The sequence below is a fragment of the Klebsiella sp. K-Nf6 genome (assembly GCF_002806655.1).
Taxonomy (GTDB): domain Bacteria; phylum Pseudomonadota; class Gammaproteobacteria; order Enterobacterales; family Enterobacteriaceae; genus Klebsiella; species Klebsiella variicola.
The window spans coordinates 188328-213524 of the sequence record NZ_PIBN01000005.1 but is presented as its reverse complement, the minus strand read 5'-3'; the positions used below and the strand labels follow the sequence as shown (position 1 = coordinate 213524).

Here is a 25197-nt window from a genome sequence, read left to right as displayed (position 1 = left end):
CTGATGGCCCGTCGTCTGTCATTAACCCCAGCAAGGGCTAGTCGATATTAGGTAAGAATCGGAGGGATGAATACTATGATTTAGATATAATGTTAATTTTATGTTTAAAGTGAGTGTTATATCACTCATCTACCGCGAAATAGCTCACAAAAATACACCCATATGCGATGAATGCAAAACATAATTCTAATTAATTTTTAACTTAAGGATTTTACGCTATTTTTGCGGCTTCCCCCACCTCAGGGGAAGAGGAAGCCTCTGCTGTTTAGATAATATCCAGCAGTTCAACTTCGAAGATCAGGGTGCTGAACGGAGGAATCGACGCGCCAGCGCCGCGTTCGCCGTAGGCCAGGTTGTGCGGGATCGTCAGTTCCCATTTAGAACCGACCGGCATCAGGGTCAGCGCTTCAATCCAGCCGCCAATTACGCCGGTCACCGGGAATTCAGCTGGCTCACCACGGGCGACGGAGCTGTCGAAGACGGTACCGTCGATCAGTTTGCCGGTGTAGTGCACGCGTACGCGGTCGGTACGTGCCGGGATCGGGCCTTCGCCCTGGGTCAGTACGCGGAACTGCAGACCAGATTCGGTGCTGTTCACACCCTCTTTCTCGCGGTTTTCATCGAGGTATTTCTGGCCGTCGGCGGCCATAGCCTGGAAACGTTCGCGGCGTACGGCGTCAGCACGCTCGTGGATTTCACGCAGCGCGCGGTGAACGGCTTCTACCGGCACCTGCGGCTGGTTACCTTCCAGCGCATCAGCGATACCCGCCACCAGCGCTTCCGGCAGCAGCCCCTGCAGGCCGGATTCGCTCAGCTGTTGTCCAACCTGCAAGCCGATACCGTAACTTGCCTGCGCTTCGATAGTGTCAAAAGTTGGGGTTGCCATCTTTGTTCCTTTTTGGGTGATAAACATCAAGAGAAAAGCGTGCGAAAGCATAACAGCCATAGCGAAATGGGTAAAACTTTGTCGGCGGATGATGACAAATCTCAGCGAAACAGAAACAATAGGTGGCAGCAGGTTAACTTTACTTTGTTCCGGTCATCAGGACGTTAGCCATCTATACTCATATGCAGGATAAAAATATGCGGAGCAGGAGGAAAGCCATGCCCGGGCGCTTTGAACTGACATCTACCCTGGCGAAGATCTGGCACGCCCCGGATCATTTTCGCCTCCTGGACCCGCTTCCCCCGATGCACCGCCGGGGTATCATCGCAGGCTTCCTGTTGGTCATTATCGGTATCCTTCTTCCTTCCGACGATAGCCAAAGCCCGGCGACAAACAGCCGCGAAGCGAACCTGAATCTTCAGTCGCAGTCCCAGCCGCAAGCTGGCGGCAATCAGGCCGTTCCGCTCCCGCCGATCACCAATACGCCGACCGTGAGCGATGCCGATCAGATGGCGCCCGTCGCCCCGGAGCCGATTCAGGACGAGCAGCCAGATCAGGCGCAGACGCAGCAGCCTGCTTCCCAACCGTATCAATCCTCGCAGCAGCAGTCCGCACCGGGCATTGAGCAGCAGTGGCGGACCTATCGCATCGAGTCAGGCAAAACCCTGGCCCAGCTGTTCCGCGATCATGGGCTGCCGGCCACCGACGTCTACGCGATGGCGCAGGTTGAAGGCGCTGGCAAACCATTAAGCACGTTGCAGAGTGGACAGACGGTGCAAATTCGGCAGAACGCCAACGGCGTAGTCACCGGCCTCACTATCGATACCGGCAACGGCCAGCAGGTGTTGTTTACCCGCCAGTCGAACGGCAGCTTTGTGCGTGCGCGATAGCGGAGAAGACGACAACAAGCGTTACGCCGCCGCAACAAAATGAAAGGCGTTAAAAAGCAAAACGCCGGCACAAGGCCGGCGATTTGTTGTTACCAGAACGTCAGAGGCCGATTACTCAGCAACCACGTTGATGATAACTTTAGCGAATACTTCGCTGTGAACCTGGAAGTCCACTTCGTGCTCGCCAACGTTACGCAGAACGCCGTTCGGCAGGCGAACTTCGCTCTTAGCAACTTTAACGCCTGCTGCAGTAACAGCGTCAGCGATGTCGCGAGTACCGATGGAACCGAACAGTTTACCTTCGTCGCCAGCTTTAGACGCGATGGTTACGGATTCCAGGGCGTTGATCTGCGCAGCACGAGCTTCAGCAGCTGACAGAACGTCAGCCAGTTTGGCTTCCAGTTCAGCGCGACGTGCTTCGAAGAATTCAACGTTTTTCTTGGTAGCAGGAACAGCTTTACCCTGCGGGACCAGGAAGTTACGAGCATAGCCCGCTTTAACGTTAACCTGATCACCCAGGCTACCCAGGTTTGCTACTTTATCAAGCAGAATAACTTGCATTACCTTATCCTCTCAAAGTCGTATTAATGGACCGTGACCGATTACTGATGACGATCAGTGTACGGCAGCAGGGACAGGTAGCGAGCGCGTTTGATAGCGCGAGCCAGCTGACGCTGGTATTTTGCACGGGTACCGGTGATACGGCTCGGGACAATCTTACCGCTTTCGGTGATGTAGTTTTTCAGCGTAGCGATATCTTTATAGTCGATCTCTTGAACGCCTTCCGCGGTGAAACGGCAGAACTTGCGACGACGGAAATAACGTGCCATATGGCTAGTCTCCAGAATCTATCAATTCAATCTGCTCGGCATGCAGAACCATTTTGCTCAAGCCGTTCTTTGCCTTATGGCAAGAGATGAACCCTCGAACGGTTACTGCGCTACCGACCGTTATACTGTGAGTAATGGCCTGGTTTTCGTGACCGCTAATAATAACGGGCATTTGACACCATGCCTGCCGGTGAAAACCGGCTTCCTCCTGCACTGAACGATGCTCAAGCACGAACTGGCAGTGAGGAATTCCTGACGGGCTGACCTTACGAAGTGGAGTCCTGCAAATAATGCCGGACAGCTCCAGACGGTTGGTCATCAGGATTACTCTTCAGAATCCCCAGCTTCAGAATCATCTGCGGTTTCGTTGGCGAAATCTTCGCGACGCTCACGGCGCTCGTCTTTCGCTTTAACCATCGGAGATGCTTCGGTAACAGCGTGCTTAGTACGCATTACCATGCTGCGGATAACGGCGTCGTTGAAGCGGAAGTTAGTTTCCAGCTCATCGATCGCTTCCTGCGGTGCTTCAACGTTCAGCAGAACGTAGTGAGCTTTGTGCAGTTTGTTGATCGGATAAGCCAGCTGACGGCGGCCCCAGTCTTCCAGACGGTGGATCGTACCTGCTGCTGCAGTGATTGCACCAGTGTAACGTTCGATCATGCCCGGAACCTGTTCGCTCTGGTCAGGATGGACCATAAAAACGATTTCGTAATGACGCATCGAATTGCTCCTTACGGATTATTCAGCCTCCTGTCTGGGTCAGCCGCGGCCCATGGAGGCAAGGAACGTGTTAAAGGGCGGCTGAAAAATTGACGCGTCATTCTAATGGCGCCCCCCCAGGAACACAAGCGCATTTGCACAAATAATTCGCACTAAGCGCCAAGTTGCGCTAAGTGGGTGATTTAAAATCAACCAATAACGGAAGCGGCATTTTTTTGAACAACTGCATCAGAAAAGGTCGCCATGCGCCGGACACGCAGCGATTACACTTAAATCAGAAACCCAATGCCCACAGGAGATCCCCCGAGTCAGCGTCAGGACTGTCAGTCAGGAGCGTAGTATATGAAACTGAAAATCATCGTCATGATGGCCGCGCTTTTCTTCAGCGCCAACGCGCTGGCAGCTATCCAAATCACCGAACGACAGGCCCGCAACATGGACGACGTGCAGAGCCTCGGCGTTATCTATATCAATCATAATATGGCCACTGAGCACGAGGCCGAGCAGGCCCTTAGCCAGATGAGCGATGCGCAGGGGGCGAAATACTTTCAGCCCATCCTGATGCACGAACCAGAAACCAATGGCCCGCTTCGCGCCAGCGCGGTGATTTACCGCTAACGCCTGCCCGATTCTTCGCCTCTCCTCGCGAGGGGCGAAGCAAGGCCTGCGCCTAAACGCAATTGAGAATTATTTTACAAACCGACTTATCAGCGTCATCGCAACCTGATTTAATCAGCCACTCGCCTTTCGATAATCAGGAGTGATTGATGGTTCCGCGTTTCGCCACCTTAGGCCGTATCCCCAAAGGCGTTTGGGTACTCGGCGGCGTCAGCCTGCTGATGGATGTCTCCTCCGAGATGATCCACAGCCTCTTACCGCTGTTTATGGCCACCACCCTCGGCGCCAGCGTGATAATTATCGGTCTTATTGAGGGGCTGGCAGAAGCCACCGCCCTGATCCTGAAAGTCTTCTCCGGCGTGATCAGCGACTATGTCGGCAAGCGCAAAGGACTGGCGCTGCTGGGATACGGCCTGGGCGCGCTCAGCAAACCGCTGTTTGCCATCGCCCCCACCGCCGGAGTGGTGTTTAGCGCCCGTATGATTGACCGCGTGGGGAAAGGTATTCGCGGCGCGCCGCGCGATGCGCTGGTTGCTGACGTCACGCCGCCGGAGATCCGCGGCGCCGCCTTCGGGCTACGTCAGGCGCTGGATACCGTCGGCGCGTTTCTCGGTCCGCTGCTGGCGGTGCTACTGATGTTTATCTGGGCCAACGATTTCCACGCCATTTTCTGGGTGGCGGTCATTCCCGCCGTGCTCTCCATTCTCCTGCTGGGTTTTGGCCTGCAGGCGCCAAAATCCGCCATCGCCCATAAACGCAGCAATCCGCTGAAGCGCGAAAATCTGCAAAAGCTCTCCGCCGCCTACTGGTGGGTGGTCGCCATCGGCAGCATCTTCACCCTCGCCCGCTTCAGCGAAGCCTTTCTGGTGCTGCGCGCCCAGCAGATGGAGATCCCGCTGTTTACCATTCCGCTGGTGATGGTGGCGATGAACCTGGTCTACAGCCTCACGGCCTACCCGTTCGGTAAACTCTCAGACAGCATGAGTCACAGCAAACTGCTGCAGTGGGGACTGCTGGTGCTGATCCTCGCCGATATTGTGCTGGCGCTCAGCGGCCACTGGAGTACGCTGCTGCTCGGCGTTGCGCTGTGGGGGATTCATATGGGAATGACCCAGGGCCTGCTGGCAGCGATGGTTGCGCATACCGCGCCGCCGGAACTACGCGGTACGGCATTCGGCATGTTCAACCTGATGAGCGGCCTGGCGCTGCTGCTGGCCAGTACCGGCGCCGGGGTACTGTGGGAAACCTTCGGCGCCGCCTCGACGTTTTACGCCGGAGCGATAATTTGTATGGTCACGCTCATCGGCATGCGCGTGATGCCATCGGCCTATCGTCAGGATTAAAAACGGCTCCGGGGCCAGACCAGTTGCTTCACCGTGACGGTGAAAGCCCCGGAGCGCGCTGTTTACTTCTGCCCGTAGTAGGCGTTTGGCCCGTGTTTACGCAGAAAATGTTTTTTCATCAGCCAGCTGTCGATTGGCTGCAGCTGCGGATTAATGCCGCGGGCAATCCACGCCATGCGCGCCACTTCTTCCATCACCACCGCGTTGTGTACCGCCTCGTGGGCGTCTTTGCCCCAGGCAAACGGCCCGTGCTGATAGACGACGATCCCTGGCGTATGCAGCGGATTCGACGCACCCAGCGTTTCGATAATCACCTGCCCGGTGTTCAGCTCGTAAGCCTCGTCCACCTCCTGTGCGCTAAGCGCCCGGGTGCAGGGGATATCACCGAAGAAATAATCCGCATGAGTGGTGCCGAGCGCCGGGATCGCCAGCCCCGCCTGCGCCCAGGCGGTGGCATGCGTCGAGTGGGTATGCACCACCCCGCCAAGGTCGGGATAACGACGATAGAGCGCCAGATGGGTGGCGGTATCGGAAGAGGGGCGATACAGCCCTTCCACCACGTTGCCCTCAAGATCCACGACAACCATATCGTCCGCCTTCATGGTCTCATAGGCGACGCCGCTGGGCTTGATCGCCACCAGCCCGCGCTGCCGGTCAATGGCGCTGACATTGCCCCAGGTGAAGGTCACCAGGCCGTAGCGCGGCAGATCCATATTGGCCTCGAACACCTGCTGTTTCAGTTGTTGCATTACGCCGCCTCCATCAGGCCCGCGCGGGCCATCCGCGCCTTCACCCAGTCACGTGCCTTCGCCACCTCCGCCAGCGGGTCAGTGCTGGTTTCGCTCCACATCTCAATCAGGTACGGGCCACAGTAGCCGGTTTGCTTGAGCGTTTCGAAGCAGCGTTCAAAATCAACCACCCCTTCGCCGAACGGCACGTTTTTAAAGACGCCAGGTTTCGTGTCTTTGACGTGTACCGCCACGATATGCCCGATCCCCGCCTTCAGTTCCATCTGGACGTCGTTATCCCACGCTGACAGATTGCCGATATCAGGGTAAAGCTGGAACCACGGATTATTCAGGTAATGGGCGTAGCCTAAGGCCTTACTGATCGAGTTCATCAGCGGGTAATCCATGATCTCCATCGCCAGCGTGACTTGGGCACGGCTGGCCATCTCGACGCTCTGTTTCAGGCCGTCGCGAAAGCGGCGGCGCGTCTCATCGTTCGCCTGCTGGTAATAGACGTCGTAGCCTGCCAGCTGGATCACCCGGATCCCCACATCCTGCGCCAGCTGGATGGCTTTACGCATAATTTCCAGCCCCTGATGACGCACCGCGTCGTCTTCACTACCCAGCGGAAAACGGCGATGGGCGCTAAGGCACATCGATGGTACCCGGACGCCGGTGTCAGCCACCGCCTTGACCAGCGCCAGACGCTGCTCGGGGCTCCAGTCCAGTCGCGCAAGGCGAACGTCCGTTTCATCGAGAGACATTTCCACAAAATCAAAACCCAGCGCCTTCGCCAGCTGCAGCCGCTCCAGCCAGCACTCCCCGGCGGGGAGCGCTTTTTCATAGATGCCGAGCGGAATGGATTTCGCCAACATAACCGCTCCTTAACCCCACAGCTGGGCGATTGAGCGTTTAAACTGGCGCGCCGCTTCCACCGGCGAGGCGGCATCGCGGATGCTGCGCCCGGCAATAAAGACGTGGATAGGGATCCCGGCGAACAGCGGCAGGTCTTCCAGCGCCAGGCCGCCGGTGACAGTCACTTTGAAGCCCATATCGGACAAACGTTTAATCGCGCTGATATCCGCCTCGCTCCACGCCACGCCTGCCGCCTGTGCGTCGCGGCTGCGGTGATAGACCACCTGCTGAATACCCGCCTCGCGCCATGCCTGCGCCTGCTCCCAGGTCCAGAAGCCGGTCAGCTCAATTTGCACATCGCCGTTATATTCTTTGGCGACGTCCAGCGCCCCTTTGGCGGTATTGATATCGGCACAGCAGATCACCGTGACCCAGTCGGCGTTGGCTTCAAAGCACATCCGCGACAGGATCTTGCCGGCGTCGGCAATTTTGGCGTCCGCCAGCACGATTTTATGCGGATACAGCGCTTTCAGATCGCGCACCGCACGCACCCCTTCGCCGACGCAAAGAATAGTGCCGACTTCAATGATATCCACCTCTTCGGCGATCAGGCGGGTCGTTTCATAGGCGCTGGCCAGCGTTTGGTTGTCCAGAGCGACCTGTAACATAGGTAATGACATGATGGTGTTCCTTTTAAACAGCCGCCGCGGTGGCGTTTTTGATTAAATCCAGCACTTCCTGCTCGCTACGGCAGGCGCGTAAACGGTCGAAATTGGCTTCATCGTCAAACAGGTTAACGATCTGCATGATGCCCACCTCCTGGTGGGTGGTGGCGTCAACCGCCGCCATAGTGATCAGGATGTCGACCGGGTCGTTATCTTCGTGATTGAAAATCAACGGTTTTTTTAGCGTCACCAGCGCAAAGCCGGTTTTTTTGACGCCCTCTTCCGGCCGCCCGTGCGGCATCGCCAGCCCCGGCGCGATAACAAAATAGGGGCCATGCTGCGCGACGCCGTCGAGGATCGCCTGGTAGTAGCGCGGTTCCACTACGTCGGCGGCCACCAGCAAATCGACGCCGATCTTCACCGCCTCCTGCCAGGTTTCCGCTTCCGCCTGCAGGCGAATGGAGTGGTTCTGCGCCAGTGAGTCATGGAGTTTCATGGCCGCTCCTTATTTCACGTCCTGCGGGAAGTGAGCTTTGATCACCTCCAGCAGTTTTGGGCCGAAATCCGCCGGCGACAGCATATTGCGTACGCCCACCACGTGTTTATTGCCGGAGACGGTAATCTCCCCCGCGATATGGGTTGAAGCGATGATGATATCCGCGCCGTTCAGCTCGCTTTTGTATTCACCTACCGCGCAGCTGTTTACCGTGTGGTCGATGTTGGATTGCGTCAGGAACTGATCCACCTTCATTTTCATGATCATGGAACTGCCTTGCCCGTTGCCACACACAGCCAGAATACGTACGGTCATAATCAGAACTCCTTATTGGGCAGAGGCCTCTGCCAGTTGTTTTTCCGCGTCTTCCTCGGCGCGCAGTGCGCGGCCGGCGAAGAACATATAAGCCAGTGCAATCAGGATGATGACGGCCATAAACGCCAGCCCGATGGAGGCGAAGCCCTGCATCATCGGCGGCGCCAGAATCGACCAGTCCGCCATCCCCATCCAGGCGCTCATACCGGTGAGCTTCACCGCCCATACGCAGCCGAAGATTTCAATCATGCCCATCACCAGGCAGATCTTGAGCGCCGCGCGCCAGCCGCCGAAGTGGTTGGCAAAAACGCCAATCGTCGCGTTGGAGAAGAACATCGGGATAAAGCCTGGAATAATCAGAATTGAAGAGCCGATGCCGACCAGAATGCCGACGGCAATCAGCTGGCCGATGGTGCCCCACATAAAGCCCCACACCACCGCATTCGGCGCAAAGCTGTAGATCGCGGCGCAGTCAATCGCCAGCACCGCGCCGGGGATCAGGCGTTGCGAGATACCGTTGAAGGCTTCGGACAGTTCGGCGACGAACATCCGCACGCCCTGGGTAATGATGAAAATTGCCACCGCGAAGGAGAAACCGGTCTGCAGGATATAGACCGTCCAGTGGGTTTTACCCGCCATCGCCTGCACTACATCAATACCGAAGGAAAGCAGGATCGCGCCAAAGAAAATGGTCATCACAATCGCGGTAGAAACGATGTTGTCGTGGAAGATATTCAGCCAGCCGGGCAGCTTGAGCTCTTCGACGCTCTCCTCTTTTTTCCCCAGATACGGCGCCACTTTGTAGGCAATCCACGAGGCAAACTGCTGCTGGTGACCGATGGAAAAACCGCAGCCGTCGGTGACCAGCTGAGTCGGCTTGAACATCATGTTGGAGGTGATCCCCCAGTACAGGGAGACCAGTACCGCAGTGCAGATAATAGTCGTCCACATCCCGTAACCAAAGATGAAGAACGAGACCGCAATCAGCCCCGCCTGCTGAAACATGATATGGCCAGTCAGCATGATGGTGCGGATACCGGTAATGCGCCGCAGCAGGACATAACAGATGTTGAGCGCCAGTGCCAGGAGCACCGCATACCCCACCCAGCTGTAGGCCTCGCCCATCCGGTCGATGGTCGCCATCATCGAGGCGTAAGTGTCGGAAATCGCGCCATTGATGCCATAGACCTCTGACATTTTCGCCACCACCGGCTTAAAGGTGCTGGTGAGGATGCCGGAACCGGCTTGTAACAGCATGAAACCAATGATGGTTTTGATCGTACCTTTGATAATCACGCTGACGCTTTTACGCAACAGGATATAGCCAAGACAGGTCACGATACCCAGCAGCAGCGGGGCATTGGTCATGACCTGATTAAAGAAGACGGTAAAGATGTTGTAGAGGATCTCCATAACACACTCCAGAAGAGGAAGGCTTTGAACGCGCATGTCGCTCAGCAGTTGTCGTCGCCATCACTCTAATAATCAAAAATAATCACAACAAGATTGAATTTGATTAAATGTGACGTACACCGCAATAATCCTTACTTTACCTCAGGTCATTACCAATTACGTACATAGAGACATAAATAAACATCTTTAAATCATATAGATAAAACAACATCTAACGTCAATTTGAGCGGATAGAGCCCGGAAATTATGCGCGATGCCTCGCAAAAATGCAGGAAAACAAGATTGCAATCTTGAAAACACAGTGACAACATAAATCAAAACCAATCAAATAATGATTACTTTTGAAAATGCATGAGGAAGACCGCGATGAGTAAAGTCCAAACCATCACCCGAGAATCATGGATCCTGAACACCTTTCCGGAATGGGGTAGCTGGCTGAATGAAGAGATTGAACAAGAGCAGGTTGCGCCAGGCACCTTCGCCATGTGGTGGCTGGGCTGTACCGGCATCTGGTTAAAATCCGAGGGTGGAGCTAACGTCTGCGTCGATTTCTGGTGCGGCACCGGCAAACAGAGCCACGGCAATCCGCTGATGAAAACCGGCCATCAAATGCAGCGGATGGCGGGTGTGAAGAAACTGCAGCCGAACCTGCGCACCACGCCGTTCGTGCTCGATCCGTTCGCCATTCGCCAAATTGACGCCGTACTGGCGACCCATGATCATAACGATCATATTGACGTCAACGTCGCCGCCGCCGTGATGCAGAACTGCCCTGCCGATGTGCCCTTTATTGGGCCGAAAACCTGCGTCGATCTGTGGATAGGCTGGGGCGTACCGAAAGCGCGGTGTATCGTCATGAAGCCCGGCGATGTAGTGAAGATCAAAGACATTGAGATCCACGCGCTCGACGCGTTCGATCGCACGGCGCTGATCACCCTCCCGGCGGATCAAAAAGCCGCCGGCGTGCTGCCGGACGGCATGGACCAGCGCGCAGTCAACTATCTGTTTAAAACACCGGGTGGCAATCTCTACCACAGCGGCGATTCCCACTACTCCAACTACTACGCGAAACACGGCAACGAGCATCAAATTGACGTCGCCCTCGGCTCGTATGGCGAGAACCCGCGCGGCATCACCGACAAAATGACCAGCGCCGATATCCTGCGTATGGCGGAGTCGCTCAACGCCAAAGTGGTGATCCCGTTCCACCATGATATCTGGTCAAACTTTCAGGCCGATCCGCAGGAGATCCGCGTCCTGTGGGAGATGAAAAAGGATCGTCTGAAGTACGGCTTCAAGCCGTTTATCTGGCAGGTCGGCGGCAAATTTACCTGGCCGCTGGATAAAGACAATTTCGAATATCACTACCCGCGCGGCTTCGATGACTGCTTCACCATTGAGCCGGACCTGCCGTTCAAATCCTTCCTGTAAGCCGCCTCCGGCAGGCACTGCCTGCCGGAAATACCCCGCCGCAGGGTTAGTATTTTCACATGATTTCAAATATCATCTTTGCCGTTCACTTTTAATCGGATTCGCTCATGACGGAAGCGCAAAGGCACCAAATTCTGCTGGATCTGCTCGCCCAAACGGGGTTTGTTACCGTAGAGCAGGTGATGTCGCGGCTCGGGATCTCACCCGCAACCGCCCGACGTGATATCAACAAGCTGGATGAAAGCGGCAAACTGAAAAAGGTTCGCAATGGCGCGGAAGCCATTAGTGAGCAGCGCCCCCGCTGGACGCCAATGAACATCCACCAGGCGCAAAATCTGGATGAAAAAGTGCGTATTGCACGCGCCGCTTCGCAGTTGATCGCGCCAGGGGAAAGTATCGTCATTAACTGCGGCTCCACCGCCTTTCTGCTGGGACGGGAACTGTGCGGTAAACCGGTGCAGATCATCACCAACTATCTGCCGCTGGCTAATTATCTGATCGATCAGGAGCACGACAGCGTGATTATCATGGGCGGGCAGTATAACCGCAGCCACGCCATCACACTCAGCCCCCACGGTAGCGAAAACAGCCTGTATGCCGGGCACTGGATGTTCACCAGCGGCAAAGGGCTCACCGCCGAAGGGCTCTACAAAACCGATATGTTGACCGCCATGGCCGAGCAGAAAATGCTCAGCGTGGTCGGCAAACTGGCGGTGCTGGTCGACAGCAGCAAGATCGGCGAGCGCGCCGGGATGTTATTCAGCCAGGCCAGGCAAATTGACGTGGTGATCACCGGGAAACAGGCTGATGCCGCAATCCTCAAACAGCTTGAGGATCAGGGCGTCAGCGTGATCCGCGTTTAAAGATGCTGGCGGAAAAAGGCGACCGTCGCGGCCAGCGCCTCTGGCGTAATGCGATGGCGGACGCCCTTTTGCCAGACGCAGGTCAGCCTGGCGGCAAGATCGCCTTGCCGCAGCGCCTGCTCAAGACGAAAGGTCTCTTCCGGCGGCACCACATCGTCAGCGTCCCCATGCCAGAGCAACAGCGGCCGCCGGGCAAGGGACGCCAGCTGATGGCTGACATCCCACTCGCGGAGACTGTCAGCATCAAAGCCAGGCGAGGGAAACAGGGTTTGCGACAGCGAACGAAAATAGCCCGACCCCATCAGACAAGCGACGCTGTTCAGTTCGGGATGGTGCGTCATGATACCCAGCGCCGTCATCCCTCCCATCGAGGCGCCAGCCACCGCCAGCCGCTCTCCCTCCAGCCATCCCTCGGCGATAATCGCCTCGCGCAGCGCGGGAAACTCCCTGAAATTCTGCTGCAGGATCGGCCAGAAGCGCTGCATCCGCCCGGCCTCGTCGCCCTGATAACGCGCCCCATGCTCCGGGGCGTCCGGCATGATCACCCGGAAGCCCGCCTCGGCCAACGCCACCGCAAAGTAGCTGTAGACCAGCTTCGAGGAGGTAAAGCCATGATAAAAGACGATACAGGGCAAAGGTTTATCCAGACTCTCCTGTGGGCAGGCATGCAAAATTTCACCGCCGCCGAGGTTGCGCATTTCTAGTGCAATCATTTATCGTCTCCCTTCTCTATCGTGGTTAGGCGTCATGGGAAAATTCATTCACCAGGCAACCCGGTTTGCTACGATTCATAATGTTGAGAACCTGGTTACGCTTTCACAACATTTTCATTCGAAAATCGCGTCAGAGATAACAGTTCGGGAACATTCCCCGGAAATCCTGTTAAGGCTACCACTACACTATCACTATCAGGAAACGAGATATGGTTATGCGCAGGTTTTCACCGTGGCTACTGGCTATCGTGCTCAGCGGGTGTAGTGCCCTGCAGGGGACGCCGGAAGCCCCTCCGCCCGCCACCGACCATCCGCAGGAGATCCAGCGTAATCAGACGGCTGGCCTGCAGAAAATGGCCACGGTGAGTGTGCTGATGTACGGTTCGCCGATGGATGTCGAAGCAGCGCTGAAGGCCAAAGCAGAAGCGGCCAAAGCCGATTACTACGTCATCATCATGATCGATGACACCATGGTACCCGGCCAGTGGTATTCGCAGGCGATCCTCTATCGTCGATGACGAGGCGGCGTCTTTAAATCTGCTTTACACAGCTTTGCGTCCATTCACGTTCTCCTGTGCATAATAACGTTCGGCCAGCCACCTGGCAGGACGTTAGCAACGGACTGCCCTTGGGACTACGTGAAATGGAGCTGACGATGAAACGATCTTTTACCCTACCCAGCCTGCTGTTTACCGCTGCGACGGCCAATACGTCCGCGCAGTCAGCCGAATTCGCCAGCGCGGATTGCGTCACTGGCCTGAATGAAATCGGTCTGATCTCCGTCACTAATCTTTCCGGCAGCCAACAGGATGTGGAGCACGCCATTGCCCGCAAAGCGGACGAGCAAGGCGCCTCCTGGTATCGCATTATTCAGATGTACGAAGAACAACAGCCGGACAGCTGGCGCGTACAGGCCATTCTCTACGCCTGAGGCGCCTGGCGCCCGCGCCCCATGGCCCGCAGCAGCAGGTCGTCGAGGGTCGGCGCATCAAGACGCATGTCGCCGCGGGTGTCGAGCATCATCCGACACCAGGCTTCAGCCAGCGGCGGCGAAGCGTGGCGCAGCATCTGCGCCCCCGCGCCAAGACGATAGACCAGCCGGGCAATCTCTCTCCCCTGCTCTTCGGCGGGCCGTTTCAGCAGTTGCTGCAGTTGACGCCACGCGCGGTCGAGATGGCGATTCTGTCCTTTCACCTCCGCGCACTCTGCCGCCAGCAGCTCCATCGCCGCCGGCTGCTTGCTGAGCACCCGCATGACATCGAGACACATAATGTTGCCGGAACCTTCCCAGATGCTGTTGACCGGCATCTCACGGTAGAGGCGCGGGAGTTCGCTCTCCTCGCAATAGCCGATGCCGCCGAGCACTTCCATCGCCTCGGCGACAAACGGGATACCGGCCTTGCAGATGGCAAACTTGGCCGCAGGCGTAAACAGGCGCGCCCATGCGCTTTCCCGGGCATCATCCCGACGGTCCCAGGCGCGAGCCAGACGAAACAGAAACGCGGTTTGCCCCTCCAGACGCAGCGCCATTTGCCCCAGCAGCTGGCGCATCATCGGCTGATCGACCAGGTTTTTGCCAAACGCCTGACGCTGTAGCGCGTGATACAGCGCCACCGAGAAGGCGCGACGCATCAGGGCATGGCTGCCCAGCGCGCAGTCAAAGCGGGTCAGGCCGCCCATCCTGAGGATCTGCCGCACACCGTCGCCCTCTTCGCCCACCAGCCAGCCGCAGGCATCATAAAACTCCACTTCACTGCTGGCGTTGGAGCGGTTGCCGAGCTTCTCTTTTAAGCGTTCAAGACGCACGCCGTTGCGCTGCCCGTCGGGCAGCAGACGCGGCACAAAGAAGCACGACAGTCCCGCGGGGGCCTGGGCCAGCACCAGGTGGGCATCGCTCTGCGGCACCGAGAAGAACCACTTGTGTCCCACCAGCCGGTAAAACCCTTCCGCCGTTTTCTCCGCGCGGGTGGTATTGCTCAGCACATCAGAGCCCCCTTGCTTCTCGGTCATCCCCATGCCAATCAGCAGGCCGCGCTTCTGACCGCCCGGCGCAAGATGGGGATCGTAACGGTCGCTAAGCAGCGGCGACAGCCAGTCGCGAAAGGGCGCGGGCAGGGCGTGCTGCAGCAGCGGCGTCGCGGCGAAGGTCATGGTAATCGGGCACAATGTCCCAGCCTCCACCTGGGCATGGAGCAGAAAGCGAGCGGCGCGGGCGACAAAAGCGCCTTCACGGGCATCCTCCTGCCAGGCGAGGTTATGCACCCGGTTTGCACACAGCCCCTGCATCAGCAGGTGCCAGGCGGGATGGAAGCGCACGTCGTCCAGCCGGGCGCCGGTGGCGTCATAACGCAGCAGCTCCGGTGGGTTACTGTTGGCCAGGCGTCCCAGCTCCAGTGATTCGGCGGTCCCCAGCTGCTGGCCAATGCTGGCGAGCAGATCGCCATCCCAGCCGGCGCCTTCGCGGACCACCGCTTCACGCAGGGCGGTATCGGACAGGAAAAGATTGCTGTTATTCAGCGGAGTCGGTTGATTAAAAACGGTGTGCGTTTGCCAGTGCATCGTGTCTCCCTCCATCAATGGCGATAGCCATAAGTATGGTTTTCCTGGGGGATTCTCGCCCGCGAATGCGGTCACAAAAAAGCCATCCCGAAGGATGGCTTTTTTTGATTCGTCGACGGTTCAGCTTAGCTGCGCTGGCGGACCGCTTCAAACAGGCAGATGCCGGTAGCCACCGAGACGTTCAGCGAGGAGACGCTGCCCGCCATCGGGATGCTGATCAGCTCATCGCAGTGCTCGCGGGTCAGACGACGCATACCTTCGCCTTCAGCGCCCATCACCAGTGCCATCGGGCCGGTCATTTTGCTCTGGAACAGCGTATGGTCGGCTTCGCCAGCGGTCCCGACGATCCAGACGTTTTCTTCCTGCAGCAGACGCATGGTGCGCGCCAGGTTGGTCACGCGGATCAGCGGGACGTTCTCCGCCGCGCCGCAGGCCACTTTCTTCGCCGTCGCATTCAGCTGAGCGGAACGATCTCGCGGCACGATCACCGCATGCACGCCGGCGGCGTCGGCGCTACGCAGGCAGGCGCCGAGGTTGTGCGGATCGGTTACGCCGTCGAGGATCAGCAGGAACGGCTGATCGTGCTGCGCCAGCAGATCCGGCAGATCGTTCTCCTGATACTGACGTCCTGGCTTCACGCGGGCAATGATCCCCTGATGCACCGCGCCTTCGCTCTTCTCATCGAGGAACTGGCGGTTGGCCACCTGAATCACCACGCCCTGCGCTTCCAGGGCATGGATCAGCGGCAGCAGGCGTTTATCCTCACGGCCTTTCAGAATATAAACTTCCTGAAAACGCTCAGGTGCGCGTTCCAGCAGTGCCTGCACCGCATGGATGCCGTAAATCATTTCACTCATTGATGTACTCGTTTTAGGTTCTGTTATCCGTCCCCTTCACCCCGTTCTGCGCCAGCAGACTTCTGGAGTGAAGGGACGTCAATCACTCGGCGATTTTCTTCTTTGCCGCGCGCTTGGCTTTGGTCGCGGCGGCGATTTTCTGTGTTTTCGCCGACGGTTTTTTCGCTTTCTTCTCGCCTTTGGGCTTCGCTTTAGCCTGCTCTTTTTCTTTGCGGAACGCGCTATCCGGCTCGAAGTTCACCTGTTTACCCACCTGGCGGCGACGGCCACCCGGTTTGCCAGAGGTGCTCTTTTTCGCTTTCTCACGGGCAGTTTTGCCAACATTACGCGGCGCACGCTCGCTGGAAATCAGGCTGAAATCAATCTTACGCTCGTCCATGTTGACGGCTTCCACGCGGACTTCCACACGGTCGCCCAGACGATAAGTCTGGCCGCCGGACTCGCCGATCAGCCGCTGGCCAACCTGGTCAAAACGGTAATAGTCGTTATCCAGGGAGGAGACATGCACCAGACCGTCAATAAACAGATCGTTCAGGCGGACAAAGAAGCCAAAGCCGGTCACGCTGGCGATGACACCGGAGAAGGTGTTGCCCACCTGATCCTGCATGAAGTCGCACTTCAGCCAGTCGGATACTTCACGCGTCGCTTCGTCGGCGCGGCGCTCGGTCATCGAACAGTGCTGGCCCAGCTGCAGCATCTCTTCCATGCTGTAGTGCCAGCCGCCGGTCTCAGTGCTATTCCCTTTATGTCCCTGCTCTTTTGCCAGCAGATACTTGATGGCGCGGTGCAGCGACAGATCCGGGTAGCGGCGAATCGGCGAGGTGAAGTGGGCGTATGACTGCAGCGCCAGGCCAAAGTGGCCACGGTTTTCCGGATCGTAAACTGCCTGCTTCATGGAGCGCAGGAGCATCGTTTGCAGCATTTCTGCATCCGGGCGATCGGCAATGGAGGTCAACAGTTCGGCGTAATCGCGCGGCTCCGGCTTGTTGCCGCCCGGCAGCTCCAGTCCCAGCTCAGCCAGCACGGTACGGAAGGAGGTAATCGCTTCGGTGCTTGGCTTATCGTGGATACGGAACAGTGCCGGCTCCTGCGCTTTCTCAACGAAACGCGCGGCGGAGATGTTCGCCAGGATCATACACTCTTCAATCAGCTTATGCGCATCGTTACGCTGAGTCTGTTCGATACGCTCAATACGGCGTTCGGCATTGAAGATGAATTTAGCTTCTTCACTTTCAAATGAGATACCGCCGCGCTCTTCGCGGGCGCTATCCAGCACTTTGTAGAGGTTATGCAGCTCTTCAATATGCTTCACCAGCGGCGCGTAGTGTTCGCGCAGCTCCTGATCGCCCTGCAGCATATGCCACACTTTGGTGTAGGTCAGGCGAGCATGTGAACTCATCACCGCTTCATAGAACTTAAAGCCGGTCAGGCGGCCTTTTGACGAAATCGTCATCTCGCACACCATACACAGGCGATCGACCTGCGGGTTCAGCGAGCACAGGCCGTTCGACAGCACTTCCGGCAGCATCGGTACCACCTGCGACGGGAAGTAGACCGACGTCCCGCGGCTACGCGCTTCGCCGTCCAGCGGCGTACCAGGGCGCACATAGTAGCTCACGTCGGCGATAGCCACCCACAGACGCCAGCCGCCGCCACGTTTCTTCTCGCAGTACACCGCGTCATCGAAGTCGCGGGCATCTTCGCCATCAATAGTGACCAGCGGCAGAGAGCGCAGATCGACGCGTCCGGCTTTCGCCTCTTCCGGCACCTGCTCTTTGAGGCCGGAAACCTGTTTTTCCACCGCTGGCGGCCAGACGTAAGGAATTTCATGGGTACGCAGCGCCATATCGACGGCCATGCCGGTGCCCATGTTGTCGCCCAGCACTTCGACGATTTTCCCGACCGCTTTAGTGCGGCGGGTTGGGCGCTGGGTCAGTTCGACCACCACCACGTAGCCCATCCGCGCGCCCATGATTTCTTCAGGCGGGATCAGGATATCGAAACTCAGGCGGCTGTCGTCCGGGACGACGAAGCCGACGCCAGCGTCGGTGAAGTAGCGGCCAACAATCTGGCTGGTTTTCGGTACCAGCACGCGAACGATGCGCGCCTCGCGGCGACCCTTACGGTCCGCACCCAGTGGCTGGGCCAGCACCTGGTCACCGTGAATACAGGTTTTCATCTGCTCTGACGACAGATACAGATCGTCCTTGCGCCCTTCAACGCGCAGGAACCCAAAGCCATCACGGTGGCCAATAACGGTACCTTTGAGGAGATCAAGGCGCTCCGGCAGCGCATAGCACTGGCGGCGTGTGAAGACCAGCTGACCGTCGCGCTCCATCGCGCGCAGGCGGCGGCGCAGCGCTTCTATTTGTTCTTCGCCCTCAATATTTAACTCGATGGCCAGCTCATCGCGGCTGGCAGGCTTTTCCCGTTTGGTTAAATGTTCGAGGATAAATTCCCGGCTCGGGATGGGATTCGCGTACTTCTCAGCTTCGCGTTCCTGGAATGGATCTTGTGACATATCGGTTCCTCCGTTGTCATCTCCGGCAGAGTGGTTCACTCCACCAGTAATAATTTATAAAGCGGTTGATTCTTCTCAACCAAATCAGCCAGCGTATAGTTATCCAGCTCCTTGAGAAAACTCTGCGCGGCTTCAGCTAGCGCCTGTTTCAGACGACAGGCTGGTGTGATGTGGCAAAATTCGCTGCTGCAGTTGACCAGCGATAAGGGTTCAAGATCGCGCACCACGTCACCCACGCGGATCTGCCCTGCTGGTTTACCGAGGCGAATACCCCCATTCTTCCCCCGCACGGCAGTCACGTAGCCCATACGGCTTAACTGATTGATTATTTTAACCATATGATTACGGGAGACGCCATAGACCTCGGTCACTTCCGAGATGCTGGTCATGCGTCCTTCCGGCAGCGACGCCATATAAATCAGCGCGCGTAATCCGTAATCGGTGAAACTCGTTAACTGCACATAAACCTCAGGGAAAAGAAAACAGGGTATGTCGAGCGACATCATTATTATTGATGATAAACCAGCCAGCGCTCAGGCCGCTAATTTATTTGAAATGGGGCGGGCGAACAGCAAAAACAAGGGCGCCCGAACGGCGCCCCTTGAGAGTGATTACGCGTCGAACGGGTCGCGCAGAATCATGGTCTCGGTACGGTCTGGACCAGTAGAGATGATATCCACCGGCACGCCGGTCAGCTCTTCAATACGCTGGATATAGTTCAGCGCTGCCTGCGGCAGACCGCGGCGCTCTTTCACGCCGAAGGTGGTTTCGGACCAGCCCGGCATGGTTTCGTAGATAGGCTCGATACCTTCCCAGTTGTCGGCAGCCAGCGGAGTGGTGGTCACTTCGCGGCCATCCGGCATACGGTAGCCGACGCAGATTTTCACTTCTTTCAGGCCGTCGAGGACGTCCAGTTTAGTCAGGCAGAAGCCGGACAGGGAGTTAATCTGCACCGCGCGGCGTACTGCAACCGCGTCCAGCCAGCCGGTACGACGACGACGGCCGGTGGTGGCGCCGAATTCGTTACCCTGCTTGCAGAGGAACTCGCCAGTTTCATCAAACAGCTCGGTCGGGAACGGACCCGCGCCTACGCGAGTTGAGTAAGCTTTGATGATGCCCAGGACGTAATCCACATAACGCGGACCCAGGCCGGAGCCGGTTGCCACGCCACCCGCAGTGGTGTTAGAGGAAGTCACGTACGGATAGGTACCGTGGTCGATATCCAGCAGGGTACCCTGCGCGCCTTCGAACATCACGAAGTCGCCGCGCTTACGCGCCTGATCCAGCAGATCGGATACGTCAACCACCATGCCGGTCAGGATGTCGGCAATCGCCATGACATCGTCCAGCACTTTCTGGTAGTCAACCGCTTCTGCTTTGTAGAAGTTCACCAGCTGAAAGTTGTGATATTCCATCACTTCTTTCAGTTTGTCAGCGAAGGTGGCTTTATCAAATAGGTCGCCAACGCGCAGGCCGCGACGAGCAACTTTATCTTCGTAAGCCGGGCCGATACCGCGACCGGTCGTACCGATAGCTTTCGCACCGCGTGCTTTCTCACGTGCGACGTCCAGCGCCACGTGATAGTCGAGGATAAGCGGGCAGGCTTCGGACAGCAGCAGACGCTCACGAACAGGGATACCACGGTCTTCCAGACCTTTCATCTCTTTCATCAGCGCAGCCGGAGACAGCACAACACCGTTACCGATGATGCTGATTACATTCTCACGGAGAATACCTGATGGAATAAGATGGAGGACGGTTTTTTCACCGTTGATTACGAGAGTATGGCCTGCGTTATGGCCACCCTGGTAGCGCACAACATATTTAGCCCGTTCTGTCAGGAGATCGACGATCTTCCCTTTACCTTCGTCACCCCATTGGGTGCCCAGTACGACGACGTTGTTACCCATTTTTCAAAATCACCGTTTGCTTAAAAATGGATTCTACCATCGCTTTTTCAGAGTTACAGCACTTTTTGCATCCAAAATAAGGCAAATCCGACCACTTTTTGATCAGCCAATCGATTTCCTCAACATGTAGTAGATCACAATCCCTGCAACCACAAGTCCGCCGCCAAAGCGACGTAATAAATTATCCGGTAACTGGCTCAGACTGGCGACCATTTTACGCCAGGCGCGTGGATAGAGCAGCGGGCCGAGCCCTTCGAGTACTAAAACCAGCGCCAGCGCCAGCCAAATGGTGGAGTTCATTATCAACCCTAATTGAAAAGTATTATTGCCGCCCGCGCGGGCGTCATCGGCCAGCATAGTGAATTCATTCACTCATTTCACATTGTCCCGTATTTCATCTTCATTATGAACCGGTAAGGTGAAACAAAATTCACAACTAATTGTATTGCTGGATATTTTTTAAATTGTAACTATGCCATCGCGTACTACAACCCGGTACGTCTACATAATCAGGAAGATTATCATGAGAGAATTAACCGCATTTGAAATTGAAAATGTGAGCGGCGCAGGCTGGTTACAGGATGGCCTGGCTTCCTTAGGCAGCAAGGTCGGCGCCGCCGTATGGACGATGGGTACTGATGCCCTGAGCATCAATCTGCCGCTGATTGGCACCATCAATCTGGCCGACCTTTCGCCGGACCTGGGCAAAACGCTGGGCGAAAGCGTTGGGTCGACCATTGGTGGCACCATCGAAAGTACGCTGGCAAGTCTGCCGGTGATCGGTGGCCTGCTGAACAAACTGCTCGGCAACTAATTAGCCTTTGCAGCATGAAAAAAGGCGCCTGTTTCAGGCGCCTTTTCGCGTTAGCACTTCAGGTTTACACCCTCTACGGCTTATTTACGCGCCGAATCCGGTGAACGCATATAGCGGAAGAAATCGCTGTCCGGGCTCAGGACCATCACATCCTGGTTGCTCTGGAAGCTCTTCTCATAAGCGCGCAGGCTACGGATAAAGGAGTAGAAGCCTGGATCCTGGCTGAACGCATCGGCAAACAGTTTTGCCGATTCCGCATCACCTTCACCACGCAGGATACGACCCTGGCGCTCGGCTTCCGCCAGCGTCTTGGTGACTTCGTAGTCTGCAGTCGCGCGCAGTTTCTCAGCTTCTTCCTGACCCTGTGAACGGTGGCGACGAGCAACCGCTTCACGCTCCGCGCGCATACGATTATAAATCGCTTCCGACACTTCTGCCGGCAGGTTGATCTGTTTGATACGCACGTCGACAACTTCGATACCCAGCGCCGCCATACTGTTCGGGTTGATCACCTGCACTTTGCCGTTGGTTTCTGCTTCCACACGCTCAGCGGCTTTGGCGATAGCGTCATCAGCCGCCGGGGTGCTGACCTCATCTTCAGTGCCAGCAGAACCCGAGTTCAGCGCATCGCGCACTTCCAGCGTCAGGCGACCACGGGAGTCGGTAACGATGTCTCTCACATCCAGACGACCAATTTCAGAACGCAGACGGTCAGAGAATTTACGCTTCAGCAGGACCTCGGCCTGGGAGACGTCGCCGCCGCCGGTTGCCAGGTAGTAACGGCTGAAGTCGCTGATGCGCCATTTGATATAGGAGTCGACGATCAGGTCTTTCTTCTCTTTGGTCACAAAACGGTCAGCCTGGTTATCCATAGTCTGGATACGCGCATCCAGCATCTTCACTGATTCGATAAACGGGATCTTGAAGTGCAGACCTGGCGCATACACCAGCGGCTTGTTCTCATCGTCGCGCAGGACTTTGCCGAAGCGCAGCGTAATCCCGCGCTCGCCTTCCTTCACCACAAAGACTGACATGTAGAGCACTACCAGCACGACGACAATGATCGCGATAACAGATTTACGCATCGTTATTCCCCCTGACGCTGGTAGTCGTTACGCTGCGCGTTAGCGCGGCGTTGGTCCATAATGCTACCCCCGGTTGAGCTCGAGGTTGATGAGGTGCTGGCGCTGCCGGTGCTGGATGCAGGTGGCAGACGCAGCAGATCGCTGGCGTCACTGCTATCGCTCTTTGCTGCCGGCGCGGCGGCGCCTTTCAGCATCTGGTCAAGCGGCAGAACCATCAGATTGCCGTTTTTGCTGTCGTTCACCAGCACTTTACGGGTGTGGCTCAGCACTTTTTCCATGGTTTCGATATACAGACGCTCACGGGTAATTTCCGGTGCGGCTTTGTATTCCGGCAGGAGCTTAGCAAAGCGAGCCACTTCACCCTGGGCTTCCAGGACGGTCTGGGTCTTGTAGGCACGCGCCTCTTCAAGGATACGCTGCGCCTGGCCATTCGCCCGCGGCTGTACTTCGTTGGTATAAGCTTCCGCTTCACGGATGTACTGCTGCTCGTTCTCACGCGCGGCAATGGCATCGTCAAACGCCGCCTTCACCTCTTCCGGCGGACGTGCCGTCTGGAAGTTGACGTCCAGCAGGGTGATCCCCATGTTGTACGGGCGGATAGTCTCTTCCAGCTCGCGCTGGGTATCGCTACGGATCACGGTACGACCTTCGGTCAGAATGCGATCCATGGTGTATTTGCCGATCACGCCGCGCAGCGCACTGTCAGTCGCCTGACGCAGACTGTCATCCGCGCTGGTGACGCTAAACAGATAGCGTTCCGGATCGGTGACGCGGTACTGCACGTTCATCTCAACGCGCACGACGTTTTCGTCAGAGGTCAGCATGACGCCGGAAGCGGCCAGTTCACGTACCGACTCCACGTTCACCGCCTGAACGTTATCGATAAAGGTCGGTTTCCAGTTCAGGCCTGGCTCAACCAGATGGCTGAACTTACCAAAACGGGTCACGACGCCGCGTTCGGCTTCTTTAATGGTATAAAAACCGCTGGCCGCCCAGATAATCACTGCCGCCGCGGCAACGATGCCGACAATACGCCCGCCCATCGGTCCGCGAGGCGTCTGCGCGCTATTACCACCGCCCAGTCCGCCCTTGCCGCCGCCGAGCCCGCCAAGTTTTTTACTTAACTTGCGGAAGATATCATCCAGATCCGGCGGCCCCTGCTCGCGACCACCTTTGTTGCCATTTCCCTCAGAGTTGCCGCCAGGTTTGCTGCTCCCCCACGGGTCGCGGTCCTGTCCGTTATTACCGGGCTGATTCCACGCCATGTATATGCTCCATATTTGTTTTTGATATCCCCACAGGGGTCAATATCTTCAGGCAAGCTGCAAGGTTAAACCACATAGTCAACAAGCGTTGGCTCTTGCTTACAGAGGCGCCGCCAGTCAACGATCGGCATGCGCACCTGCAGACTCACGCTGCCGTCATCCTCCATCCACTCTTTTTCTATCGCCTGAAGCTGATAGAAACGGCTTCTCAGTCGCCCTTCTTTCGGCGGTAAGCGCAGCGTATGCTGGGCCACTTCACCGGAAAGACGTTCCGTTAATGCCTGAAAAAGCAGTGGTACGCCAACCCCGGTCTGCGCTGAAAGCCAGACCCGAATCGGTTTATTTTCATCGTCGCGATCGATGCGCGGTTCAAAATCGTCAAGCATGTCGATTTTGTTCATCACCAGCAGCGCTGGGATCTCATCGGCCTCAATCTCAGCGAGAACCGTATTTACCGCATCAATGTTTTCCTGCACGCGGACATCCGCCGCGTCAATCACATGCAGCAGCAGCGTCGCCTGACGCGTCTCCTGCAACGTCGCTTTAAACGCGGCTACCAGATCGTGCGGCAGATGGCGAATAAAGCCGACGGTATCGGCCAGCACCGTTTCGCCGACGTCAGGGACGTCAATGCGGCGCAGCGTCGGGTCCAGGGTGGCGAACAGCTGGTTCGCGGCATAGACCTCGGCGGCGGTGATCTGGTTAAAGAGCGTTGATTTTCCGGCGTTGGTGTAGCCCACCAGCGACACGGTTGGAATATCGGCTTTCGCGCGCGACCGCCGCCCCTGCTCACGCTGTTTCTCAACTTTTTCCAGTCGCGACAGGATCTGCATGATGCGGTTACGCAATAAACGACGGTCGGTTTCGAGCTGGGTTTCACCCGGGCCACGCAAACCAATCCCGCCCTTCTGTCTTTCAAGGTGGGTCCAGCCGCGGACGAGGCGGGTCGCCATATGGCGCAACTGCGCCAGCTCAACCTGCAGTTTCCCTTCATGGGTGCGCGCGCGCTGGGCGAAAATATCTAAAATAAGACCGGTACGATCGATAACCCGGCATTCGCACAGGCGTTCCAGGTTGCGTTCTTGTGCCGGACTCAGGGCATGATCGAAGAGCACGACCGACGCGCCGGTCGCTTTAACGGCTTCCGCAATTTCGACTGCCTTACCTTCACCAACAAAATACTTCGGGTGCGGTGCTTTACGGCTACCGGTAATCACCTGCATTGCTTCGACACCGGCGGAAGAGGCCAGAGTTTCAAACTCCTGGAGATCTTCCATATCTTTGTCTTGCGAAAAATAGATGTGTACCAGTACCGCCTGCTCACCGGCGTCATAACGGTCAAACAAGCGTAAACCCCTTATAAAATACCAGCGGGGAACGCAGAAAACCTGGCTCCCCGGCGTGGAAAAACAGCACTGGC

At 56.9% G+C, this 25197-nt stretch carries 29 protein-coding genes; 8 read left to right on the top strand and 21 right to left on the bottom strand.

Features of this window, described 5'->3' with window-relative positions:
• Positions 1 to 265: 265 nt before the first annotated feature.
• On the bottom strand, positions 266 to 886 hold the full coding sequence (gene fklB, locus CWM61_RS11155; RefSeq protein ID WP_002886687.1) for an FKBP-type peptidyl-prolyl cis-trans isomerase: 621 nt from the start codon (positions 884 to 886) through the stop codon (positions 266 to 268).
• A gap of 218 nt (positions 887 to 1104) precedes the next feature.
• Here fklB and CWM61_RS11150 point away from each other — a divergent pair, with 218 nt between their 5' ends.
• On the top strand, positions 1105 to 1776 hold the full coding sequence (locus CWM61_RS11150) for a LysM-like peptidoglycan-binding domain-containing protein (protein ID WP_022064856.1): 672 nt from the start codon (positions 1105 to 1107) through the stop codon (positions 1774 to 1776).
• A gap of 111 nt (positions 1777 to 1887) precedes the next feature.
• On the opposite strand, the gene rplI is transcribed toward CWM61_RS11150, so the two are convergent.
• Genes rplI through rpsF form a run of 4 tightly spaced genes read right to left on the bottom strand, consistent with a single transcriptional unit; the run spans position 1888 to position 3326 of the window.
• On the bottom strand, positions 1888 to 2337 hold the full coding sequence (gene rplI / locus CWM61_RS11145; RefSeq protein WP_008807173.1) for a 50S ribosomal protein L9: 450 nt from the start codon (positions 2335 to 2337) through the stop codon (positions 1888 to 1890).
• Between the two features lie 41 nt (positions 2338 to 2378).
• Entirely contained in the window at positions 2379 to 2606 is a 228-nt protein-coding gene (gene rpsR / locus CWM61_RS11140; RefSeq protein WP_000135199.1) for a 30S ribosomal protein S18, read from the bottom strand.
• Between the two features lie 4 nt (positions 2607 to 2610).
• Complete coding sequence (gene priB / locus CWM61_RS11135; RefSeq protein ID WP_002885722.1) at positions 2611 to 2925, bottom strand: primosomal replication protein N; 315 nt, start codon at positions 2923 to 2925, stop codon at positions 2611 to 2613.
• Between the two features lie 5 nt (positions 2926 to 2930).
• Positions 2931 to 3326 carry a 30S ribosomal protein S6 gene (rpsF, locus tag CWM61_RS11130; RefSeq protein WP_008807174.1) on the bottom strand — a complete coding sequence of 132 codons (396 nt, stop codon included), beginning with the start codon at positions 3324 to 3326 and terminating at the stop codon, positions 2931 to 2933.
• 342 nt (positions 3327 to 3668) lie between these two features.
• On the opposite strand from rpsF, the gene CWM61_RS11125 reads away from it, so the two are divergent.
• Together CWM61_RS11125 and CWM61_RS11120 are read left to right on the top strand one after the other, a co-directional pair.
• Positions 3669 to 3944 (top strand): DUF1471 domain-containing protein, encoded by a 276-nt coding sequence (locus tag CWM61_RS11125; protein WP_061156018.1) that lies wholly within the window; start codon positions 3669 to 3671, stop codon positions 3942 to 3944.
• Positions 3945 to 4093: 149 nt separating this feature from the next.
• The gene (locus CWM61_RS11120; protein ID WP_074387272.1) at positions 4094 to 5287 is read left to right on the top strand and encodes an MFS transporter; all 1194 of its coding nucleotides are present in this window, start codon (positions 4094 to 4096) and stop codon (positions 5285 to 5287) included.
• A 62-nt stretch (positions 5288 to 5349) separates the two neighbouring features.
• Here the strand turns inward: CWM61_RS11120 and CWM61_RS11115 are convergent, their stop codons facing one another.
• Genes CWM61_RS11115 through ulaA form a run of 6 tightly spaced genes read right to left on the bottom strand, consistent with a single transcriptional unit; the run spans position 5350 to position 9759 of the window.
• Positions 5350 to 6036 (bottom strand): L-ribulose-5-phosphate 4-epimerase, encoded by a 687-nt coding sequence (locus tag CWM61_RS11115; protein WP_063266793.1) that lies wholly within the window; start codon positions 6034 to 6036, stop codon positions 5350 to 5352.
• On the bottom strand, positions 6036 to 6890 hold the full coding sequence (locus tag CWM61_RS11110) for an L-ribulose-5-phosphate 3-epimerase (RefSeq protein WP_100631236.1): 855 nt from the start codon (positions 6888 to 6890) through the stop codon (positions 6036 to 6038). The genes CWM61_RS11115 and CWM61_RS11110 overlap by 1 nt, the downstream gene beginning before the upstream one ends.
• Before the next feature lie 9 nt (positions 6891 to 6899).
• Entirely contained in the window at positions 6900 to 7550 is a 651-nt protein-coding gene (gene ulaD, locus CWM61_RS11105; protein WP_074387274.1) for a 3-keto-L-gulonate-6-phosphate decarboxylase UlaD, read from the bottom strand.
• 13 nt (positions 7551 to 7563) lie between these two features.
• Complete coding sequence (gene ulaC, locus CWM61_RS11100; RefSeq protein ID WP_008807180.1) at positions 7564 to 8031, bottom strand: PTS ascorbate transporter subunit IIA; 468 nt, start codon at positions 8029 to 8031, stop codon at positions 7564 to 7566.
• 9 nt (positions 8032 to 8040) lie between these two features.
• Positions 8041 to 8346, bottom strand: a complete 306-nt coding sequence (ulaB, locus tag CWM61_RS11095; RefSeq protein ID WP_002885682.1) for a PTS ascorbate transporter subunit IIB — start codon at positions 8344 to 8346, stop codon at positions 8041 to 8043.
• Between the two features lie 12 nt (positions 8347 to 8358).
• A complete protein-coding gene (gene ulaA, locus CWM61_RS11090) occupies positions 8359 to 9759 on the bottom strand; it encodes a PTS ascorbate transporter subunit IIC (protein ID WP_100631235.1) in 1401 nt (466 codons plus the stop codon).
• A gap of 366 nt (positions 9760 to 10125) precedes the next feature.
• On the opposite strand from ulaA, the gene ulaG reads away from it, so the two are divergent.
• Both ulaG and ulaR read left to right on the top strand, forming a co-directional pair.
• On the top strand, positions 10126 to 11190 hold the full coding sequence (ulaG, locus tag CWM61_RS11085; protein ID WP_008807182.1) for an L-ascorbate 6-phosphate lactonase: 1065 nt from the start codon (positions 10126 to 10128) through the stop codon (positions 11188 to 11190).
• A gap of 107 nt (positions 11191 to 11297) precedes the next feature.
• The gene (gene ulaR / locus CWM61_RS11080) at positions 11298 to 12053 is read left to right on the top strand and encodes an HTH-type transcriptional regulator UlaR (RefSeq protein WP_074387277.1); all 756 of its coding nucleotides are present in this window, start codon (positions 11298 to 11300) and stop codon (positions 12051 to 12053) included.
• Here ulaR and yjfP read toward each other — a convergent pair.
• Complete coding sequence (yjfP, locus tag CWM61_RS11075; protein WP_061156023.1) at positions 12050 to 12766, bottom strand: esterase; 717 nt, start codon at positions 12764 to 12766, stop codon at positions 12050 to 12052. The two genes, ulaR and yjfP, sit on opposite strands and share 4 nt — an antisense overlap.
• 209 nt (positions 12767 to 12975) lie before the next feature.
• Between yjfP and bsmA the strand changes: the two genes are divergently transcribed.
• Together bsmA and yjfN are read left to right on the top strand one after the other, a co-directional pair.
• On the top strand, positions 12976 to 13284 hold the full coding sequence (gene bsmA, locus CWM61_RS11070) for a biofilm peroxide resistance protein BsmA (RefSeq protein ID WP_008807185.1): 309 nt from the start codon (positions 12976 to 12978) through the stop codon (positions 13282 to 13284).
• 137 nt (positions 13285 to 13421) lie between these two features.
• Entirely contained in the window at positions 13422 to 13697 is a 276-nt protein-coding gene (gene yjfN / locus CWM61_RS11065; protein WP_008807186.1) for a DUF1471 family protease activator YjfN, read from the top strand.
• On the opposite strand, the gene CWM61_RS11060 is transcribed toward yjfN, so the two are convergent.
• The 6 genes from CWM61_RS11060 to CWM61_RS11035 all read right to left on the bottom strand — a co-directional run bounded on the left by CWM61_RS11060 (position 13688) and on the right by CWM61_RS11035 (position 20913).
• Positions 13688 to 15325, bottom strand: a complete 1638-nt coding sequence (locus CWM61_RS11060) for an isovaleryl-CoA dehydrogenase (protein WP_100631234.1) — start codon at positions 15323 to 15325, stop codon at positions 13688 to 13690. The two genes, yjfN and CWM61_RS11060, sit on opposite strands and share 10 nt — an antisense overlap.
• Positions 15326 to 15450: 125 nt before the next feature.
• On the bottom strand, positions 15451 to 16182 hold the full coding sequence (rlmB, locus tag CWM61_RS11055) for a 23S rRNA (guanosine(2251)-2'-O)-methyltransferase RlmB (RefSeq protein ID WP_061156025.1): 732 nt from the start codon (positions 16180 to 16182) through the stop codon (positions 15451 to 15453).
• A gap of 82 nt (positions 16183 to 16264) precedes the next feature.
• Positions 16265 to 18703 carry a ribonuclease R gene (rnr, locus tag CWM61_RS11050; RefSeq protein ID WP_061156026.1) on the bottom strand — a complete coding sequence of 813 codons (2439 nt, stop codon included), beginning with the start codon at positions 18701 to 18703 and terminating at the stop codon, positions 16265 to 16267.
• A gap of 35 nt (positions 18704 to 18738) precedes the next feature.
• Positions 18739 to 19164 carry a nitric oxide-sensing transcriptional repressor NsrR gene (gene nsrR, locus CWM61_RS11045; protein ID WP_002885667.1) on the bottom strand — a complete coding sequence of 142 codons (426 nt, stop codon included), beginning with the start codon at positions 19162 to 19164 and terminating at the stop codon, positions 18739 to 18741.
• A gap of 150 nt (positions 19165 to 19314) precedes the next feature.
• Positions 19315 to 20613, bottom strand: coding sequence for an adenylosuccinate synthase (locus CWM61_RS11040; protein WP_074387279.1), 1299 nt, complete (start codon positions 20611 to 20613; stop codon positions 19315 to 19317).
• Between the two features lie 102 nt (positions 20614 to 20715).
• A complete protein-coding gene (locus CWM61_RS11035; protein WP_002885664.1) occupies positions 20716 to 20913 on the bottom strand; it encodes a DUF2065 domain-containing protein in 198 nt (65 codons plus the stop codon).
• 223 nt (positions 20914 to 21136) lie between these two features.
• Between CWM61_RS11035 and CWM61_RS11030 the strand changes: the two genes are divergently transcribed.
• On the top strand, positions 21137 to 21427 hold the full coding sequence (locus CWM61_RS11030; protein WP_061156027.1) for a hypothetical protein: 291 nt from the start codon (positions 21137 to 21139) through the stop codon (positions 21425 to 21427).
• 80 nt (positions 21428 to 21507) lie between these two features.
• Here the strand turns inward: CWM61_RS11030 and hflC are convergent, their stop codons facing one another.
• The 3 genes from hflC to hflX form a co-directional block, all read right to left on the bottom strand.
• On the bottom strand, positions 21508 to 22512 hold the full coding sequence (gene hflC, locus CWM61_RS11025) for a protease modulator HflC (protein ID WP_061156028.1): 1005 nt from the start codon (positions 22510 to 22512) through the stop codon (positions 21508 to 21510).
• Between the two features lie 2 nt (positions 22513 to 22514).
• Positions 22515 to 23777 carry an FtsH protease activity modulator HflK gene (gene hflK / locus CWM61_RS11020; protein ID WP_061156029.1) on the bottom strand — a complete coding sequence of 421 codons (1263 nt, stop codon included), beginning with the start codon at positions 23775 to 23777 and terminating at the stop codon, positions 22515 to 22517.
• A 65-nt stretch (positions 23778 to 23842) separates the two neighbouring features.
• Positions 23843 to 25123 carry a ribosome rescue GTPase HflX gene (gene hflX / locus CWM61_RS11015; RefSeq protein WP_004146725.1) on the bottom strand — a complete coding sequence of 427 codons (1281 nt, stop codon included), beginning with the start codon at positions 25121 to 25123 and terminating at the stop codon, positions 23843 to 23845.
• Between the last annotated feature and the right edge of the window lie 74 nt (positions 25124 to 25197).